Source organism: Aminobacterium sp. EBM-42, from assembly GCF_001896635.1.
Lineage (GTDB): Bacteria > Synergistota > Synergistia > Synergistales > Aminobacteriaceae > Aminobacterium > Aminobacterium colombiense.
On record NZ_MPPC01000027.1, the window covers coordinates 52,021 to 71,018 of the forward strand.

Annotated in this window: 19 protein-coding genes and 1 tRNA gene; 1 reads left to right on the forward strand and 19 read right to left on the reverse strand. The window is 43.9% G+C overall.

Going from position 1 to position 18,998, the window contains the following annotated elements:
- Positions 1 to 26: 26 nt before the first annotated feature.
- The 6 genes from prmC to BUC50_RS08835 all read right to left on the reverse strand — a co-directional run bounded on the left by prmC (position 27) and on the right by BUC50_RS08835 (position 4,463).
- Positions 27 to 887 (reverse strand): peptide chain release factor N(5)-glutamine methyltransferase, encoded by an 861-nt coding sequence (gene prmC, locus BUC50_RS08810; protein WP_213700317.1) that lies wholly within the window; start codon positions 885 to 887, stop codon positions 27 to 29.
- A complete protein-coding gene (prfA, locus tag BUC50_RS08815) occupies positions 874 to 1,950 on the reverse strand; it encodes a peptide chain release factor 1 (RefSeq protein WP_013048124.1) in 1,077 nt (358 codons plus the stop codon). Before prfA ends, prmC begins: the two co-directional genes overlap by 14 nt.
- Entirely contained in the window at positions 1,934 to 2,878 is a 945-nt protein-coding gene (locus BUC50_RS08820; protein ID WP_213700316.1) for a DUF1385 domain-containing protein, read from the reverse strand. The genes prfA and BUC50_RS08820 overlap by 17 nt, the downstream gene beginning before the upstream one ends.
- A gap of 2 nt (positions 2,879 to 2,880) precedes the next feature.
- Entirely contained in the window at positions 2,881 to 3,576 is a 696-nt protein-coding gene (thyX, locus tag BUC50_RS08825; protein WP_013048122.1) for an FAD-dependent thymidylate synthase, read from the reverse strand.
- 60 nt (positions 3,577 to 3,636) lie between these two features.
- Positions 3,637 to 3,876, reverse strand: a complete 240-nt coding sequence (gene rpmE, locus BUC50_RS08830) for a 50S ribosomal protein L31 (RefSeq protein ID WP_013048121.1) — start codon at positions 3,874 to 3,876, stop codon at positions 3,637 to 3,639.
- An 80-nt stretch (positions 3,877 to 3,956) separates the two neighbouring features.
- A complete protein-coding gene (locus tag BUC50_RS08835; protein WP_041459526.1) occupies positions 3,957 to 4,463 on the reverse strand; it encodes a HutP family protein in 507 nt (168 codons plus the stop codon).
- A 296-nt stretch (positions 4,464 to 4,759) separates the two neighbouring features.
- On the opposite strand from BUC50_RS08835, the gene BUC50_RS08840 reads away from it, so the two are divergent.
- Complete coding sequence (locus tag BUC50_RS08840; RefSeq protein WP_273015709.1) at positions 4,760 to 5,725, forward strand: TAXI family TRAP transporter solute-binding subunit; 966 nt, start codon at positions 4,760 to 4,762, stop codon at positions 5,723 to 5,725.
- Between the two features lie 83 nt (positions 5,726 to 5,808).
- Here the strand turns inward: BUC50_RS08840 and BUC50_RS08845 are convergent, their stop codons facing one another.
- The 13 genes from BUC50_RS08845 to BUC50_RS08905 all read right to left on the reverse strand — a co-directional run bounded on the left by BUC50_RS08845 (position 5,809) and on the right by BUC50_RS08905 (position 18,989).
- Positions 5,809 to 6,984 carry an alanine--tRNA ligase-related protein gene (locus BUC50_RS08845; RefSeq protein ID WP_286677360.1) on the reverse strand — a complete coding sequence of 392 codons (1,176 nt, stop codon included), beginning with the start codon at positions 6,982 to 6,984 and terminating at the stop codon, positions 5,809 to 5,811.
- A 5-nt stretch (positions 6,985 to 6,989) separates the two neighbouring features.
- Entirely contained in the window at positions 6,990 to 8,360 is a 1,371-nt protein-coding gene (locus tag BUC50_RS08850; RefSeq protein ID WP_286677361.1) for a sodium:solute symporter family protein, read from the reverse strand.
- A gap of 362 nt (positions 8,361 to 8,722) precedes the next feature.
- Positions 8,723 to 9,049 carry a nitrilase-related carbon-nitrogen hydrolase gene (locus tag BUC50_RS08855; protein ID WP_213700312.1) on the reverse strand — a complete coding sequence of 109 codons (327 nt, stop codon included), beginning with the start codon at positions 9,047 to 9,049 and terminating at the stop codon, positions 8,723 to 8,725.
- Between the two features lie 18 nt (positions 9,050 to 9,067).
- Positions 9,068 to 9,847 carry an IclR family transcriptional regulator gene (locus BUC50_RS08860; protein ID WP_273015425.1) on the reverse strand — a complete coding sequence of 260 codons (780 nt, stop codon included), beginning with the start codon at positions 9,845 to 9,847 and terminating at the stop codon, positions 9,068 to 9,070.
- 61 nt (positions 9,848 to 9,908) lie between these two features.
- Positions 9,909 to 10,832, reverse strand: coding sequence for a glutamate formimidoyltransferase (gene ftcD, locus BUC50_RS08865; protein ID WP_013048116.1), 924 nt, complete (start codon positions 10,830 to 10,832; stop codon positions 9,909 to 9,911).
- A gap of 426 nt (positions 10,833 to 11,258) precedes the next feature.
- Positions 11,259 to 11,334 (reverse strand) — tRNA-Arg (locus BUC50_RS08870).
- Positions 11,335 to 11,399: 65 nt separating this feature from the next.
- Complete coding sequence (locus BUC50_RS08875; protein WP_013048115.1) at positions 11,400 to 13,751, reverse strand: endonuclease MutS2; 2,352 nt, start codon at positions 13,749 to 13,751, stop codon at positions 11,400 to 11,402.
- A complete protein-coding gene (locus BUC50_RS08880) occupies positions 13,738 to 14,250 on the reverse strand; it encodes a CvpA family protein (protein ID WP_013048114.1) in 513 nt (170 codons plus the stop codon). The genes BUC50_RS08875 and BUC50_RS08880 overlap by 14 nt, the downstream gene beginning before the upstream one ends.
- Positions 14,247 to 14,504: a cell division protein ZapA gene (locus BUC50_RS08885; RefSeq protein ID WP_013048113.1), complete on the reverse strand. Its 258-nt coding sequence runs from the start codon at positions 14,502 to 14,504 to the stop codon at positions 14,247 to 14,249. Before BUC50_RS08885 ends, BUC50_RS08880 begins: the two co-directional genes overlap by 4 nt.
- Before the next feature lie 17 nt (positions 14,505 to 14,521).
- On the reverse strand, positions 14,522 to 14,851 hold the full coding sequence (locus BUC50_RS08890; protein WP_286677362.1) for a hypothetical protein: 330 nt from the start codon (positions 14,849 to 14,851) through the stop codon (positions 14,522 to 14,524).
- Entirely contained in the window at positions 14,852 to 17,257 is a 2,406-nt protein-coding gene (gene pheT, locus BUC50_RS08895) for a phenylalanine--tRNA ligase subunit beta (RefSeq protein ID WP_013048111.1), read from the reverse strand. It abuts the gene before it with no gap.
- On the reverse strand, positions 17,251 to 18,297 hold the full coding sequence (gene pheS, locus BUC50_RS08900; protein WP_013048110.1) for a phenylalanine--tRNA ligase subunit alpha: 1,047 nt from the start codon (positions 18,295 to 18,297) through the stop codon (positions 17,251 to 17,253). The genes pheT and pheS overlap by 7 nt, the downstream gene beginning before the upstream one ends.
- Positions 18,294 to 18,989 carry a potassium channel family protein gene (locus BUC50_RS08905; RefSeq protein WP_013048109.1) on the reverse strand — a complete coding sequence of 232 codons (696 nt, stop codon included), beginning with the start codon at positions 18,987 to 18,989 and terminating at the stop codon, positions 18,294 to 18,296. The genes pheS and BUC50_RS08905 overlap by 4 nt, the downstream gene beginning before the upstream one ends.
- Positions 18,990 to 18,998: the final 9 nt, after the last annotated feature.

Consider the following 18,998-nt stretch of genomic DNA (forward strand, 5'->3'; position numbering starts at 1 on the left):
GGTGATCGAAAAGATCATCTGCGCCATTATACACGACACCAAACTGCGATGCGATATATACCTTGAAAATCCTTCGCCAGATTCATTAATCGTAGCCCTAAAGCGTTGTAATTTGCAAGAACTTCTCCTTGAGTGCTGTCTCCTAATTCTACAACCAACATCCCTCCTGGTTTGAGCCAGATGGGAGCAACATGAAGAAGCTCCTTATAGTAAAGCAGTCCATCCTCTCCGCCATCAAGGGCCACATAGGGCTCATATCCAGCAACCTCTTTCATTAGTCTTCCAATCGCAGCAGTGGGGATGTAAGGTGGGTTGCTAATAATAAGGTCTAGGCTCTGAGAAGGAACTGGAATGTCACTCATTTCTCTAGAATGCCATAGCAAACAACGATGAAGCAAATTATATCTTCTCAGGTTTTTCCATGCCCATTCTATAGCCTGAGGAGAAACCTCTATTGCTACCCCTCTTGAAAGAGGTCTTTCTGCAAGGATAGTGGCGGCAATGCAGCCACTCCCCGTTCCCCAATCAAGAAAAGAGCCTTTGACAAAGTGCCGAAGAGCCTCTTCCACAACGAGTTCCGTTTCGGGACGAGGAATCAGACAACCTGGCCCTACTAGGAAGTCCCTGCCCCAAAAACTCTCATATCCAATAATATATTGCAAAGGCTCGCCAGAGATTCTGCGTTGTACCATTTGGTTCAGAGAAATGACCTCTTCCTCTGTAAGATACACTTCAGAAGCTATAAGCAAGAAACGGGATCGGGATATTTCCTTCAAAGAACAAAGAAACCACTCTGTTTCGCTCTCCGCCCTCTCTATACCCGCTCTTGCCAAAGCCTGAACAGTTCTTTTTTTTGCTTGGTAAAGAGTTTCCCTATTCGTTCCCAAGCTTCTGTAATCGCTCCGTCTGATCCGCCATAGTCATGGCATCGATCATTTCATATAAATCCCCGTCAAGATATTGGTCAAGTTTATAGAGAGTTAAGCCAATACGATGATCTGTTATTCTATTCTGAGGATAATTATAGGTTCTGATCCGTTCTGAGCGATCTCCGGAACCAATCTGGCCTCGCCTCTCTTCTGCCTGCTCTTCCGCCTGTTTTTCCTTTTCCAAGCCATAAAGCTTTGCACGAAGATACATCATGGCTTTCGCTCTGTTCTTTATCTGCGACCGTTCATCCTGGCATGTAACAACAATGCCTGTGGGAAGGTGAGTAATACGGACTGCGGAATCCGTCATATTTACATGCTGCCCTCCAGCACCACTTGAACGGTAAGTATCAATCTTAAGATCTTCAGTACGTATATCCACATCCACATCTTCTACCTCAGGCAAGACAGCCACAGTGGAGGTTGACGTATGAATACGCCCCCCTGCTTCAGTCATAGGAACCCGCTGTACCCTGTGGACACCGCTTTCAAACTTCAACTTGCTATATGCACCGCGGCCATCTATTTTGAAAATAACTTCCTTCAAGCCACCGATGCCCGTCTCGTTTGACTGAATGATCTCTATTCTCCAGCCCTCTCGTTCACAAAATCGACTATACATGCGATAAAGATTGGCAGAAAAAAGCGCGGCTTCCTCTCCCCCTGCCCCTCCCCGTATTTCCATAATGACGCTTTTTTCATCGTTAGGATCCACTGGCAGCAGAAGGACGTGAAGTTCGTCACGAATGCATTCCAGAAGAGGCTCTTTTTCCTTTATCTCTTCCCTAGCAAGTTCCTGCATATCCCCATCCCCCGAATGAAGAAGAGAATGGGCTTCCTCAAGGTCACTCTTTACCTTTTTATACTCTCTGTATTTCAATACAGCCGATTCTATTTGAGCATGTTTTTTTGCAAGTTGCTGTATCTCTTTCAAATTAGCTGCGACAACAGGATCCGACATTTGCTTTTCAAGATCTACAAAAGTCTTTTCCAAATCATCAAGTTTACTCTCCAAATTCATTGTATTCCTCACCTCCGGAACGATCATACAGGGGCCTGTCCAAAGCTTCCTCCAAAGCAGCTAGCGCCACTTCTACCTGTTCAATACTCGGTTCTCTCGTAGTCAGGTATTGAAATGACAAAGCAGGCCACAAGATGATCCTTCCTAACTTTTGTATAGACGATGCTGCCCGGATAATCTCATAAGAGATTCCCACTACTACGGGAAGCAGCAAAACCCTCATCATTATCTTCCAAAGCAGACTACCATGACCGGCTATAGAAAAAACTATAATACTCACTATCACAACAATCAAGAGAAAGGACGTGCCACAACGGGGATGGATGCGAGAATAGTTCATAACATTTTCCGGGGTCATATCAACTCCGGCTTCAAAAGCATTTATGGTTTTATGTTCCGCGCCATGATACCGAAACACATCACGAATCTCTTTCCATAATCCGATACCTGCCACATACAACACAAAAAAAGTGCCGCGCAACAGGCCTTCGAAGACATTCTTCCATGTTTCAGAAAGACTCCAGAACTCTCCGCCAAGATGGGCCAACCAGACGGGAAGGGCAACAAATACACCTATAACCGCTATGAGCGCAAAAGCAACCGATCCTGCAAACTCGAGAGGGGTAATAGTTTCTTCGTCCCCCAGGGCTATTTCGGCAGAGCGATTCAAAGCGCGTATCCCTATCTTGAGCATTTCGAACATAATGACAAGTCCCCGTATCATTGGGCACTTCCACCAGAAAGAAGAAGTTCTGAGAACTGCGTCCCAATGTTCCCGTACTATTTCACCGTTCTGCTGTCGGACTGCAAGCCCCCACCTTTGGGGGCCCCTCATCAGAACGCCCTCTATAACAGCCTGTCCTCCCACGGGCATGCGCTTCTCCCGTTTCCCAGAGAAGGGACAGGCCGTCTTATTGTCTGAATTCAATACTATTCCTCCTCGAGAAGTTCCTCTATGGAATGAAAGGGTTTTCCACAGGGGCGAGCTTCACAGCAAGCACCCTTTACAAGGCAGGAAGGACCTGCAATATTAAAAATGACAGGAGCTTCTCTTCGAACCACTTTAAGCATTTCTCGGGCTACCTGGCGGATCTCCCATTGAGCACGGCGGCAAAGCCGCAATGAAAAGAAGTGATAAAGCTCTCTGGCATTCATGGTCATTACTAGGCTTGTTGTCCAGCCATGGGGTAATATATACCGCGCGTCTTCCTTGGGAATTCCTTGCTCAACAAGCTTCAGATATACGGAATGGGCCGCCTTAACCTCGTTAAGGAACAGTTCTTTCCCCTCCTCATGAGCCGCAACAGTTGGAGGAAGAACCACTTCTGGTTCGGCCATAGAAACATACCGCTGACTTCTTTGACTATAACTCGCTATGCGATGACGGACAAGCTGGTGACTTGTTACCCGACTCATCCCATCTAGAGAAAAGGTAAAAGACGCATGCTCGAAAGGAGAATGATGACCGCTCCTCCGCAAGTGAAAAATCAGCGATTCTACTGATGAAGGGTCTTGTTCTTTCATAATTAATCCAGCAGGAATATCGCTATAACACAGGCGCGCTGCTGCCGCTACAATTCTGTCAGGATCTGGTGTATGCCCTAGCAAGGTCACCTGACACGTCATGTACTCATCAGCTCCTATCCTTCAAAAGCATGTAAAAAAAGGGGAGCTTTGCCCCCCTTTCTACTCTTCTGTTTCTACTTCGCGCTGTCCGTAATTGATACCTTCGTATTTCTTACGGAATTTTTCAAGACGACCAGCTTCGCTCACAACCCGGCTTCCCTTTTTGCCGGTAAAGAAGGGGTGGCATTCAGAACAGACCCCCACGCGGATCTCGGAAGAAGTGGAGTGAGTGTTAAACGTATTGCCACAAGCACACGTTACAACACATTCCTTATATTCGGGATGTATTCCCTTTTTCATCTATGTTGCACCTCCAAAACTTTTCTTTACTGAACAAATATGCACTTTACCATATGGAATAAAGACATGCAAGCGGTTATTTAGATATGCATTACACCGAGACCGCATCTCTCATGATGGGCAACGGCATGATATGCTGTATCGCCCATAACTGCCACTGCAATCCAACGATCATTACGTACAATTGCTATTTTAGCTCCGACACTCGCCTCTAGCATTCCCACCGTTAAAAAACCTTCTAGAGCCTCTACTGCCGCATGCATAAGGGCGTGCATCTCATTACGAGTCTTCTCTACTACTCCAGCATTTAAAGAAGCTCCAACAAGGGCTCGAGTAATTTTTTGAGGGAGATCCCCTGCCAGTCCTCCAACTTCTGTTGCAACTGACCGCCAACCATTCTGTAATAATTCCCGTTTTAGTTCATTCTCTGAATCAGGAGTGGTGGTAGACGCTAATAGCAACGCTGCCCGACCAACCTGGTTTTCATCATTTAAATGAACATGGATATGTAACTCCAAGTCAATTCCACGCTGCGAGCACCCTATATTATTTTCCACTTTTTCTTCCTCAGCCATAACCTCCTCCATTATGACTTCCTCCTGATTATTAAATATTTTTTTCCAGAGCATGCCAGACACCTCTCCTCTCGAATACTTGTTTTACTATAGCATATTTATTTAAGAAGCTCTCTTTGTATGAATTTTATTAAAAAACCTTTATAAACCTTTAAAAACACTCTATTCTTGATAGTCTTTCATAATAGCTTTATACTATATGAAACAAGAAAAATGAAATGGGGGGATGTGAGGAAGAAAGTTTCCTGTTTTATGAAAGTATGTTGGCATAAAAAGAAACAAAAAACTTTCGAGGGGGAATGAGAAACATGATGAGAAAGACAACGGTTGCTGTAGCTGTGTTATGTCTTTTGTTTGCCGTCTTTGCCGGAGCCGCCTCTGCAAAGACATTTATTTCCATCGCAACAGGTGGTACCGGTGGTACTTATTATCCTTTAGGCGGCGGTATAGCAGACATTCTGACTCGCCATCTTGAAGACGTACAAGTCACTTCAGAAACAGGGAATGCCTCTGTGGCCAATATCAACCTTCTTGGGACTCATCAGATTGAAATGGCCTTTGCACAGAACGATATTGCCTATTGGGCTGCAAAAGGAACTGGCCCCTTCAAAAAAGGCGCATACGATAATATCCGCGTTGTAGCCTCTCTTTACCCCGAACACGTTCACTGCATTACGCTGAAGGGAAGCGGCGTTAAAGACATTATGGATATTAAAGGAAGAAGGGTTTCAGTGGGAGCCCCCGGCTCTGGAGTACAGGGAGATGTAGATGCTATTCTGAAAGTCGCTGGCATAAAATATGGCGATATGCAAACAGATTTCCTTGACTTTAACAATACGACCCAGCGCTTTAAAGACGGACAGCTTGACGTAGGGTTTGTCGTCGCTGGATATCCCACATCTTCGATCATGGATCTTGCCACCATGCATGATGTTGATCTGGTAGAGTTTAACGAAGAATTCCTCTCCAAACTAGTTAAAGAATATTCCTATTTTGTAAGAAGTGTTATCCCTGCAGGAACCTACCAGGGAGTCGATCATGATGTTACAACTCCTGCCGTAATGGCTCTGCTTATCTGTGACGCAGATCTGCCTGCAGATCTTGTTTACCGCATGACAAAGGCCCTCTGGGATAATATTGAGGAACTTCGTCCGATTCACGCCAAAGCTCAACTTATTACCCTTGAAACTGCCCTTGATGGCGTATCTGTGCCTTTACATGACGGAGCTGCTAAATTCTACAAAGAAAAAGGAATGAAAATTCCTGAATTTTAAGAGATAAACATATAAAGTCCATGAAAGGGGGCTTCCTGGTATCAGGAAGCCCCCTTTCTCAAGTAAGGACAAAAAGGATCCTATTATCTATTTACAAAATAAACCTGAAGTTCCTCTACCCATCGAGCAAGGTACGTACATTGAGCCTTCCCGCTCACCCAATCTTTTCGTCCGCCGCCTCTGATCCCTAACGTCCTATTGTTCTTCACAAAACCCTGAAGATCAAGGGATGTTTTTTCTCCTCCTCCTAAAAGGAAATGACATCCTTCCTCGGCTGGTACTATACAAAGACAAATCGCCTCTGGTATCTCTTTAAGTTTTCGACTTACACAGGAAGAAACTACTTCTATAGGAATATTTGGAAGTTCAAAGGAATACAGAGGATGCCCCCCCATAGACTGCTCTACCCAGGGGAAGGAAACATATTCTTTAAGATGATCCAATCCTTTGATAAGAGCTTTGTTTCCCATTTGAAGTCTTTTAAAAACTTCTTCGAGTTTTTCAAGAGGACAACCAATGGTACGAAGCAATTTTCGCATAACATAGCTCTCTTTCCTCATTGCCTCTTCTCTATGGACCGTAAAGCGAAACTCCCATTCAGGAGCTCTGCCGTTGAATCCTTCTATAAAAACACCTCCAATATCGGAAGTTCTGCAAACGTGGGTCCCTGAGCACGCAATCATATCGAAGTCGGGGATAGTCACCACACGAACCAAATCATTTTCCCCTATACGCTCCCAGTTTGCTTTCAGATCTATCATCTTTTTTGCATCTTCAGGAGACAATACATTCACAGTGACAGGAAGATCTTTTTTAACAACTTCATTTGCGTCTTCCTCGGCCTTAAAAAGAATTTCCCAGTTCAATTCGTGAGGATAACGCAAATATACCGCTGTGGATTCTGTTCCTACGTCAACTTTATAAATATGCAGTTCTGGGTATGTGTTCTCAAGTACCTTTGAAATAACATGTTCCCCGGAATGCATCCGCGAAAGAAGCCACTGGCGCTCCAAGTCAACAAAACTTTCAACTTGCATATTTTCATGGATGGTACCACTTTTGACTTTTATATAAAGGACAATCTCTTCTCCTTCTTTTTGGCAATCTATGACATGGGCAAGAAAATTTTCAGCCCTTAAACAACCCGTATCTCCTGGCTGACCTCCTCCTGCAGGGTGGAAAGGATTGGGATCAACTATAATTTTTATTACTTTTTCAGTAGAATCTATTATTTTCATAATCTTGGTCTGCCCGATCATAAAAATCACCTCCGTAAACAAATACCTAAGCCAGAGAAAGACGCTGAAACTAAAAGTCCAAGAAAAAGCGGGGGGACATTAGTAAATATAAAAGGCGCTATCAATACTGCCAATAAGCCTCCACCAGCAGAGCATAATGCCCAACAGGGAGAAAGCTGAAGGGGGAACAGAAGGGCAACGATGAAAGGGAAAAAAGTTCCAGCCCCCCGCAGGCTCATACTTAAATAACTCCACTGAAGAATCATATCACCACTAAACAACTCTCCCATATAAGCTGCGCTTAGAACTATAAAAATCACAGCTGCCCTACTCATAAAAAGAGCTCTTTTTTCATCCATTTTCATATATGGCAAGGCTTTCAGAAAATCTTGCACTAGATTTGTAGCAATACCAAAAGAAAGACCTGCAGCAGCACCAACTACAGTTATCAATATTCCTGCCCAGAATATTCCACCCAGGATGGGAGGAAAGTACAAGCGTATGAACATTGGCAGAGCTTGTGACGGTACAATAGAAACACCAGCAGTCCTCATAAAAAGACCTATGTAAATCCCCATTAAGCCAAGGGGAGGAATAAGGATACCAGCTAATAACGTCCCCTTACGAGCCGTGTCTGGATTTGAAGCTGCAAAAACTCCTTGTATATAAATTTGAGTACAGAAAATACCAACTATCATCGACAGAAACGCTCCCAGTCCCTTTCCCACGCCAAATCCGAAGGGGCTGAATAAAGTTTTATTTCCAATATTATGATAAAGCCAGGAGGGGGTTACTCCTTTACCCATACCAAGTAATACCGAAACTGTCAGAATAAGGAAGAGCATCGCTATCTTTGCTTTCCCTATAACGCTGTAACTTTTCAGACCGCCTAAACACAGAAATCCAAGGATCAGACAAGCTACACCAATGGATGCAACAAAAGAAGGGAAAGGAAAAACTGTCTGCAACAAAGCAACACCTGAAAGAAATTGAGCAACCACAGAAATATATGTTCCAACTGATGATGCCACCATGGAAAGCATGCTGACTGATCTGCCATAATGTCTTTTAAGAAATTCTGGAATGGTCACAACACCAGAACTTCGCAAAGGAGATGCAAATCCCCATCCCAAAATGAGACACCCTATGCCGCCACCCAGAGTGAACCACCATGCTGAAAGGCCATATTCGTAAGCCATCTGAGCGGTTCCCACCGTAGAAGCCCCTCCAATAAGAGCCCCCATAATAACACCCGCGACTCCGCTTACCCCTGCTTTTCGTCCTGCAACTGTATAATCACTGGCTTCCTTTATTTTACGGGCAACGATCGTACCAAGTCCGAGAAAAACAAACAGCACAAGCAATGCTGAAGCAGTAAAGAGTTTCACCCTAATCATTTCCTTTTCAATCCGGCTTACGTCACAAAATGATGTGCCTGCGAGGATTTGAACCCCAGACCTTTATTTTCAGAGCTTCGTTTTTTTCAAAGCACTGATTAACGGCTTTCTTCATATGAATCATAGTCAAAAATTAAAAAATCACATTACATGTTTCTTTTCTTTACGCTGCTAAAATAGAAAAATTTAAAAAGAAAACATACGCCATATTAAAAATCAAGGCTACTAATTTACCCCAAAAAACTTGAAGTCACGACGTATTCTTGAATTTCGTAAATCGTAGTTTGAGACACTCAACTTGGAGGCTCTTATTTTGTCTACCAGGTTGAAGATGCAATAAAGGAGCCACCTACTCTATCTGTTTATAAAGACTCACACAATCTATTTAATATATAGTATTCATTTAAATTACGATCAAGCAAAACTGGATTATTAAAGCGACATTCTCTTACATCGTCCAAGTCTATCTCTGAAAATATTATCCTCTCTTTTTCATCTACCTTACCTGAAACAACATATCCCTTGGGATCAATCACGGCAGACCTGCCAAGAAACTCCCTCTTATCATTAGCGGGGCCTATCCTGTTCACTGCCGCCACAAACACAACGTTATCAATAGCTCTACATACAATGTTCACATCCCACCATTCCTTGAGGTTGTCCCCTTTTCTCCAAGCCGCTACAACCACAATAAGTTCTGCCTCCTACTAAATGCTCTTTGTCGCAAAATTAAAATGTAGATTGATCTCTTCTTTTATGTCCAAAACAGCAGAAATAATTTTCTCGTTAACATCTTCTGTGGCACGTGAGTCTGGTAAAACTACAGAAATGCTCGCATAGTTCTGTTCATGAGGAAAATAAAGTCCGGTTGCTATACCAGTAACACCATCATCCTTTTCCCCAAAGCTTATGACATAGCCCTTTTCTTTTGCTTCAGCGTATTTCCTTAGAAGTTTTTGCGGATCAATCAACGTGCGTGCTGTATAAGTTTCAAATTTACGTGTATTAAATATTTGCGCAACCATTTGAAAAGGCATTGTAGTAAGAACCGCAAAGCCAGATGCTCCCGCATGAATGGGGAAAGATTGATTCAACTTCGGTGTGACGCTAATTTGCTGAGATGCTTCAATTTTGTCGACACAAATAACTTCGTTATTATTCCACACGTTAAGCAATACCGTTTCTTTAGTAATATCGGCTAGCTTGCATAAAAAAGGGTGAACTTCCCGACATGAAGCAAACTCCTCGCGCGCTATCCATGAGAGGGTGACAAACTTCATTCCCAAGCAATACTTGTCGTTATCAGGCAATCGTTTTAACCACCCTCTGCTCTCTAATGTCAAAACTAACCGATGGGTTGTACTTTTGCTTAACCCTGTCAATCTACTAATCTCACCTATTCCAAGGGGAGTTTTTTCTTTACCAAGGGCTTCAACTATCAAAAGTGCCCGCAAAAGAGACCTGTTAAAATATTCTTCGCGCGCCATGAGGGCACCTTCTTTTTATTGCAAATATGTAATCGTTGTCCATGAAGCTTTCTCCTAATTATTATTCGCCATTTTTTCCCATAAGCTCAAGAAGCCGGAGCTCAAGGACCTGTGAGGGGTCGAAGTCTGCAATTTGTAAGTAATAAGCTGCACTATCAATAAGAGCCTTGGCTGGAATCATACCATAGATTTCTGTCTCGAGAACCGACACACCCCAACGCTTTGCTTCCATACGAATTGTTTCGAGTACCCTGTAAAGAGAGTTTGCCTCGTAGTCAACCAAATTCATACTGACTTGTGTAATTCCACGCTCTTCAAGTGCAAGGCCAATGCCTTTAACATGACAGAAGCCACCTGAAGACGCACGAACAGTGTTTGCGATCTTCTTTGCTATCTCAACATCTTCTGTCTTAAGGTTAACGTTAAAGGCAACAAGAAGTTTTCTTGTTCCCACTGCCGTTCCTCCAGCTGTGGGATGAAGCCCTGGCCCACCAATATCAGGATAACGATCTGGATTATTCTTTGCCTCATCCTTAAGAACCTCGTACTGCCCCTTTCGGACAACTTCCAATTTCTTTCTTGCAGGCATCTTTGCCGCATCTTCGTAAAAGTAAACAGGAATACCTGTATTTTTAAAATAGCACTCACCAAAAGAGTGTGCCAAGTCGACGCACTCTTTCATAGTGATACCTTTAAGCGGAGTAAAAGGAATGACATCAACTGCGCCAATGCGAGGATGCCCTCCATGATGTAAATTCATGTCAATATGTTTCAGTGCAGTTTTTGTTGCTTCGATAAGGGATTCTTGGATCGGAGCCGGTTCGCCCACAAGACTGATAACAAGGCGGTTGTGATCTTCGTCAGCTCTGTAGTCCAGAAGATAGAGTCCTCTCTTACCGCGAAAAGAATCAACGATTGCCTCGATAACATCCTTGCGGCGACCCTCACTAAAATTAGGGACACACTCAATCAATTGCGTTGTCATAACATACCTCCTACAATCTTTATATTTATAGTTATAGTTATAGTTATAGTTTTGAAAAGTATTTATTGTGTTCGCATAGAAATTAGCGGATTCATATCTGCCACCCAACACTCATAAACTTAAAATAAGGCCAATAATACTAATGGCGTACCATCTCGCGGGACACTATCCCATTAATTTAATACAAAGTATAGGCATGGATACCTGAAGTGTCAACGTTGATGGCACACCGGGCAAAAAGTCATCTGTTATTTTATAATTTAAAAAAGGGGGGCTTTTCTTACCCATGGAAGAAGCAATGAAAGTGGCACTTCGTGACAGGATTGTGAAATAAGGGCAAGTAGCTCAAGTTGCTGCTATACAGGCTATACATAAGAACATAATAAAAAAACCGGCCCGCTTAAGCGACCCGGCTATTTTATTAAATGGCGTGCCTGCGGGGATTCGAACCCCAGACCTTTGGCTCCGGAGGCCAACGCTCTATCCGCTGAGCTACAGGCACCTAATGAACGTCGAAAATATTACCACGTGCCAGGATTTACTGCAACTGAGTAAGTCTGAACATTATTACTTTTTAAAAGTTACAATTGTCACCCCATGCCCGCCCTCGCCGGGGCCGCCAAGACGATAGCTTTCAACATAACTTAGATGTGCACAAAATTGGTGAACTTCCCGACGGAGAATGCCTTCTCCTCGGCCATGTATAATTTCTACACTCAGATATCCTGCGCGCATTGCTCTGTCAAGATATTGCTCTACCAGAGGCATGGCTTCGTCTACTGTCATCCCCCTGATCATCAAGGAAAGGGGCACGCCCTGAGGCTTAGTTGCGCTCATGGCTGGGCTTTCCGGCAAGGCGTCTCTGACCTTTTTTGACGTTGGTGTCAAAGAGATCAAGGGAACATCCATACGTGCAGCACCTGCCTGCACTTCTGCTTTATTTCCTTTCAGAGCCAGTATAGTGCCTGTTATAGAGGTCCCCGCAATTGAAACAGCATCACCTATTTCTAAATTGCGTTTTTCATCCTTCATTTTTTTAATGAATCTCTTTTCCTCTTTTTGCTCAAGTTCTTTTCTTTTTTCCCGTATGTTCTCTCTTTTCCCATGTAAATTCCTTTGAACCACAGACCTGGCTGCTTCGTCCAGGTCACGTATCATCCGCCTTGACTCTTCTTCTGCTGATGCAAGAACAGTTGCAGCCTGTTGTTCTGCTTTGGCTATTATTTTCTCTCTTTGTTCTTCAAGCGCCTTCATTTTTTCAGAATACTCCTTGCTCAAAAGGTCGGCCTTTTGACGTTGCTCTTCCATTTTTTCCCACTCATGGTTTAGCAGAGCCTTCCTCTCATGAAGATCTGCAATGACTTCCTCCATGGATATTTCCTGCTCTTTAAGGGTCGCCCTGGCCTTCTGAAGCACTTCTGACGGCATGCCGTAACGCTCTGCAATATAAATGGCATTACTTCGCCCCGGGATGCCCATGAGAAGATGATACGTAGGCGCCAGGGTCTCTACGTTAAATTCCATGCTCGCTGTTTCCACATGGGGAGTAGTTAAAGCGTAGCTTTTAATAGGATTATGGTGGGTCGTCGCTAAAGTAATGCTTTTCTTTTCCCGTAAAGTGTCTATGAGAGCTATTCCTAATGCCGCTCCTTCCTGAGGGTCGGTCCCAGCCCCAAGTTCATCGAGAAGAACAAGAGAAGATCGCGTTGCTTCTGAAAGAATATGGATAATGTTTTTAAGATGAGCGCTAAATGTAGAAAGATTCTGCTCAATACTCTGTTCGTCCCCTATGTCTGCAAATACGTTGTCAAGATTACCAACTACAGTTCCTTCCTTTGCTGGAAGGGGAAAACCGCACCACGCAAGGATTATGCCCATACCAACAGTTTTAAGGGCTACTGTTTTACCACCAGTATTTGGCCCAGTAACAACAAGGACATGGAAGCTTCTCCCGCATTCAATTGTAAGAGGGATTCCCTTTTCACCCAAGAGTGGGTGAAGTAGATCATAAAAGACAAAAAAAGGCTTTTTTGAGAGTTCCGGAAGAGTCCATCCATATTTTCCCATAACGTCAGTAAGAGCATAGAGTATATCTATCTGACCTAGAACACCTTCTGCGTCGACTATTGCTTTTTCTCTCCCAAGAATCATTTGAGTGAGTTCTGATAATATTCTCCTCTTTTCCTCTTCTTCATCCTGTATAAGAAGTACAAGGCGGCTATTAAGCTCTGCAAGACTTCGAGGTTCCATGTAAACAGAGTTACCGGAACCAGAGCGGTCGATAAACGTGCCGGGGAAACGAGATGCGAATTCTTGCCGGACAAGAACAGTAAATCTATTCTGTCTAAAAGTGAGCAAACGTTCCTGCAACATATTATTTATTCGGGAATTAGCGAAAAGGGCCTGTGCCCTTAATCGAATTGATTGACGAACTGCCTCTTCACTTTTTCTAATTCGCAACAAAGTCGGAGTAGCAGAATCAAAAAGGTTTCCATCTTCATCCAAGACGGCAAGTGATTCAATCTCGTATTTGAAATCTCGTATTTTCTTAAGCACGCCTGCAAAAGGAGCGAACTCATCTTTCACTTGGTTTAAAACATCTTTGATTCTGGTCGCAAGCAACAGAAGCATGCGGACAGCAACTAGCTCCTGACCTGTCAAGAGTGCAGTTTTTCGAGCAGCATGTATTTCTTCCGCAACACTGCTTACATTCTGATTCCAAGGAAAATCTCCATAACGATCAACATAATCACGATAAGCAATCAGGAGGTTCTGGCGGTTGCGAAGGGTGTCTATTGTTTCACAGGGAGTTATAGCTGTGAGAACTGATAAGCCAAGATCGCTGCGTAGTGATTTAGCAAAGATAGAAAGAATTTTATCGATTTCAAGGAGATTCCAAACTTCCTTACGTACTTTCATGGGATAGGTTATCCCCTTCCGCAGAATAAAGAAATGTATTGACATACGGCCATGCCTGAGAAGCTAGTTTCATAGCAATGCTCTCCTTAAACCACTGAGGAGATATAAAAGAGGAAAACGCCATCAATACTGCATAGAGGAAAAGGACAAGGAAAACTCCCTTCAGAGCTCCAGCCATCCCCCCAAGAATCCTATCAATGAAGGATAAGGCAGACCATCTTAAAAAAATCTGAACCATACGGCATGCAAGGGTCGCAATGACAACAACAAGAATAAACAGCAGGGCCATTGAAATGACAAGAACAATCGAAGGGTTACCGGCCCATTTCTCTAAATACCAGCTGGAAAGGGCAGGGCCTAAATGCCATGCAAGAAAAGCCCCCCCAATTACTCCACCAAGAGAAAACAACTCACCTGTAAGCCCCCGGAAGAGCCCACGTAAAGAGAGAAAGATCAATACAAAAACAATTGAAATATCAATACCTAACGCCAGAGTCATGGTCTGGAATTTTCCCCTGGAGAATATTTTTGAATAATATCTTCAAAAGTCTCATTGGCGTGGTCAAGACAATAGGCAAGATGGAGACTTACCAGAAGCAAAAGATGCTCCTGGCCAGTCTCTTTGCCAATCTTATCAGCAGACTCTTTCAACAATGAAACAACTCGCCCATATGATTCCTCGTTCAATGTTGTTTTCAAGTGGTATTCCTTTTTACCGAGCTTGAGCGTTACATCCCGCACAGGGATAGACAAAGCATTCAGCTCCTCTGTTAGGAATTATGACCTTGTTCTGATTGTTCTGGTAACAAGGCATTCAGTTTATCGTAAACGCTCTTCATCTGATTGTCTAGCTGAGCCTTTTCTTTTTGCAACATCATTCTCTCTCGCTCAAGTCTTTCTATTGTTCGCTGAAGCTCTTTCGTTTCTCGTATATGCTCCAGATCTTTTTCTGACACTTTTTGCCTGAGAGAGTGAGCTTCTTTTTTTAACTGCTCGTTTTCATCTTTTAACTTTGTTAGCAATTCTGCTAAACGATTAGCCAGTTGTTCGATAGAATTCAGAGTTATCATAGCCAGTGCCTCCGTTCCTGAACTCATCATTTAGCGAAGAGTATACCCTTTTGACGCCATTTCTTCCCTTACTCTATTATGCACTGCATCAACTTCTTCATCGCTAAGCGTGCGTTTCATATCCCTATAGGCAAGGGAGAAAGCCAGGCTGCGCGATCCTTCCGGAACGCCATGGCCCTTATACACATCGAAAAGACGAAGGTTCCAAAGCAAAGAACCTGCTGCTGAACGAATTTCATCTTCTACTGTCTTTCCTTCTTTATTTTCAGGCACTAAAAGAGATATATCCCGGTGGACAGCAGGATATGGCGGATTTTCGCAGAACAAAGGATGGACATCCTCAATAAGTGGATCAAGGGATATCTCAAAAGCATATATAGGGGACCCCATGTCCAGTTCTTTTTCAAGGGATGGTTTAAGCCGGGCAATGTAGCCAACTTTTTCATTGCCAATACATATCTCAGCTGTTTGTCCCCCGTGTCCGAAGGGTTCTGCCCCCAACCTTAAGATGTAATTTACGCCCCTGCTCTGAAGAAAAGCTTCTACATCGCTTTTGACAGACATAAAATCTTCTACTAGACATTCTTTATAAACATTACGTATGTCACGGCCTGGGTAGATAAGCCCTGCTAACCTCTCTACTTCTTTTTTCCCCGCGTCTGATTCTGAATCCCGCAGGAATACCCTGCCCAGTTCAAATAGGCGAACAGCCTCTCTCCACCCGGATCGGAGTGAAGAAGCAAGAGCGTTAATCAGGCCTGGAAGCATCAATGTCCGCATTGCCGAAAGGTCTGCGCTAAGAGGATTGGATAAGACAAAGGGGTGTGCCCTTTCATCATCTTCCGGCAACCGAAGAAGTTTTATATAAGACGGTGACAGGAAAGAGTATGTTACAACCTCAATGTATCCTCTTGCCAACGCTATTTGGCGCAGACCTGCCTGGAGTTCCGTCCATGCCCCTCTTTCTCCTGGATGGCTCATCTTTTGAGGGAGACGACTTGGCATATCGTTATATCCCCGAATTCTGGCCACTTCTTCGATAAGATCTTCCTCTATTGAGATATCTGGCCTGTAAGAAGGGATTTTAAAAATACGCATGTTCTCTTTTTCTTTTGACACCTCTCTGATACCAAGACGCCCAAGAATTTGAGAAGACTCTTGAAGATCATCCCATAACAATAGTTTATTGAGTTTTTCCCGGGTCAATACTACTTCACGGCCGCTGATGGATCCTGTTGTTGCTTCAAGGACTTCCCATTCCGTGGTAGCGGCGCCCCACTTCTTCAGTAGAGAAATAACATAGGCCATAGCTGGGTATACGAGTTCTGGATCTACTCCCCTTGAGTACCTGAAAGCCGCTTCACTATTAAGCCCAAGGCGGCGAGAAGTGCGGCTAACCCTTATTGCATCAAAATTAGCGCTTTCTATGACAACATTGCGAGTCGTTTCACAAATTTCAGTATTCTCCCCTCCCATAACTCCAGCAATACCAATGGCTGATCCTCCACTTGTAATGAGAATATCAAGGGGATCAAGGACTCTTTCTTTGCCGTCAAGAGTAATGATCTTTTCTTCTGGCGTGGCAGAGCGAACTGTAATTTCGTTCTCTGGTAAACGGTCTAGATCAAAGGCATGGAGAGGCTGACCCATTAAAAGCATGGTCAGGTTGGTAGCATCGACTATATTGGATATGGGGCGCATACCCATAAGAGATAGTAATATGCGTATAGGCAATGGAGATGGTTCGATCTTGACATCTGTAGCAAGTCCCAACAGATAACACCGACAACCTTCGTCCTCCAAAGATATAGAGCGGAAATTAACAGGCCACTCCATACCTTCATTTGAACGATTCTTAAAGTTTTTCCTGCCTACAACATCTGGGAAAAGAGCGTACACTTCCCTGGCGATGCCAAGAGCACTCAACAAATCCCCTCTATTCGGTGTAATAGAGATATCAAGAACCGCATCGTCCAGGCGTAGATATTTCTTTACGTCTTTTCCGACAGGAGCATCCGAAGGTAGGCGTAAAATGCCAGATTCATCAGCTATATCAGGGAGACCAATTTCATCAGCCGAAAGCATCATCCCCTGGCTCACCACACCATCAAAATCCCTTTCTCCAAGCACTGTTCCATCAGCAAGTACGGCACCTGAAGGCCCATAAGGTACAAGATCTCCAATTTTTAAATTGGTAGCAGCTGTGACACAGACTGCTGCCCCCTCCCCATAATTGAGAGAGGCTACTCGAAGGGAATTTTTACGAGAATGCGGTTCGAGAGCAATAACCTGGGCAACCCGCACACCTGATAACCTTTCGCATGGACGAGTTATTGCCTCTACTTCGCAACCAGTGAGAGTAAGTTTTTCCGCAACCTCTTCAAGAGACGCGGGAATAGATACAAGGCCATTAAGCCAATTCCAGGACACTAACATGATTTGCACCTCCCAGAAAGAAGATAGGGGACATTCCCCTCAAAAAGAACGCGGAGGTCTGTCAGTTTGTACTTTAGCAGAGCAAGGCGATCAAGCCCCATTCCCCAGGCAAAGCCGTTGTAAACATTAGGATCAATACCACCAGCTCTCAAAACATTCGGGTGAACCATACCGAGACCGCCTATTTCAAGCCAGCCCGTACCTTTACAAATACGGCACTGGGGATTCTTCCCAGAGCATTCAACACACTCTACGTCCAGTTCAAGAGAGGGTTCGGTGAATGGGAAATAGCTAGCTCGATATCGCGCTTTGAGCGGCCGACCAAAAATACTGTTAACCAGCACTTCTAAGCATCCCTTTAAGTCAGCAATGGCAATATCTTTATCCACAAGAAGGCCTTCCAGCTGATGGAACATGGGTGAATGAGTCGGGTCACTATCCCGTCGATAGACCTTTCCTGGACATACTATTCTAAGAGGTGCCCCATATTTCAGCATAGAGCGAACCTGCACTGGAGAAGTATGTGTTCTAAGCAAATGTTTTTCATCAAAATAAAAAGTATCCTGCATATCCCTTGCCGGGTGAAAAGATGGAATATTAAGGGCCTCAAAATTATGAAAATCATCCTCGATCTCGGGGCCCAAAGCAACAGAAAAGCCTAATCCTGAAAGGATATTTATGACATCAATAGTAACCTGTGCCACTGGATGAAAAGCACCCCACGTCCGGCCGCGAGAAGGGAGGGTCACATCAATGAACTCTTTCTGTTCTGCTTCCTCCCATTCTTTTTCTTCCAAAAAAGTTTTGCGTATTGAAAGCTGTTCTTCTATTTCATCTCTCAGCTTGTTGACCAACTGCCCCACCGCTGGCCTTTTCTCTGGAGGCAGTGATCCAAGAGTTTTCAAAAGCGACGTGACTTTCCCTTTTTTACCAAGGTACTTCACTTTCAGATCCTGAATTTCATCAGCAGAACTGGCCTGTTCAAGCTGATCCAGAAATTCAACACGACACTTTTCTATATTGTTATGAATTTCGCTCACGCTCCATTACCCTCCCTTTCACGTTCTTCCTCAATGGCCAATAAAAGTTTATCCAAATCATTCTTTTTACCGGCGATAAGAAGGAGATCGTCTTTATTTATAACCGTATCTGCCGACGGCAAAAATCGTGACCCTTTCCTATCAAAAAGCAAAACCATTGCATTATATTTCTTCCGAAAATCCAGTTCGGCAAGGCTTTTCCCCAACATTTCACGCAATGGCATAACTTCTCCCACCAAATAGTCTCCACCCGGAAGTTGAGAGAAACTTGAAAGCCAAGGATGGACAAACTGTTCCGCTACTTTTTGCCCCATATCCCGTTCTGGGAAAATAACTCTATGTGCCCCGACCCGCGAAAGGACTCTGGCATGAAGTGCCGTCTGAGCACGAGCTACAACAAGGGGGATATTAAACCCCTTGATTATAGTGGTTGCAAGAATACTAGCCTCTATGTTTTCTCCTATGGTAACGACAGCGATGTCCGCTTCTTTCGCCCCAACTTTTATAAGAGCATCTTCATCAGTAGCGTCAAGCTGAGCTGCTAAAGCTATAATATCTGCTACTGCTTCAACTTTGGCCGGGTCTGCATCAACTCCAACTACATACTGCCCCATAGCAGCCAGCTTTTCACATAAGGAGAGGCCAAAACGTCCCAATCCAACCACAAGGACCATTTTTCTTTTCTCAGCCATACCCATTAG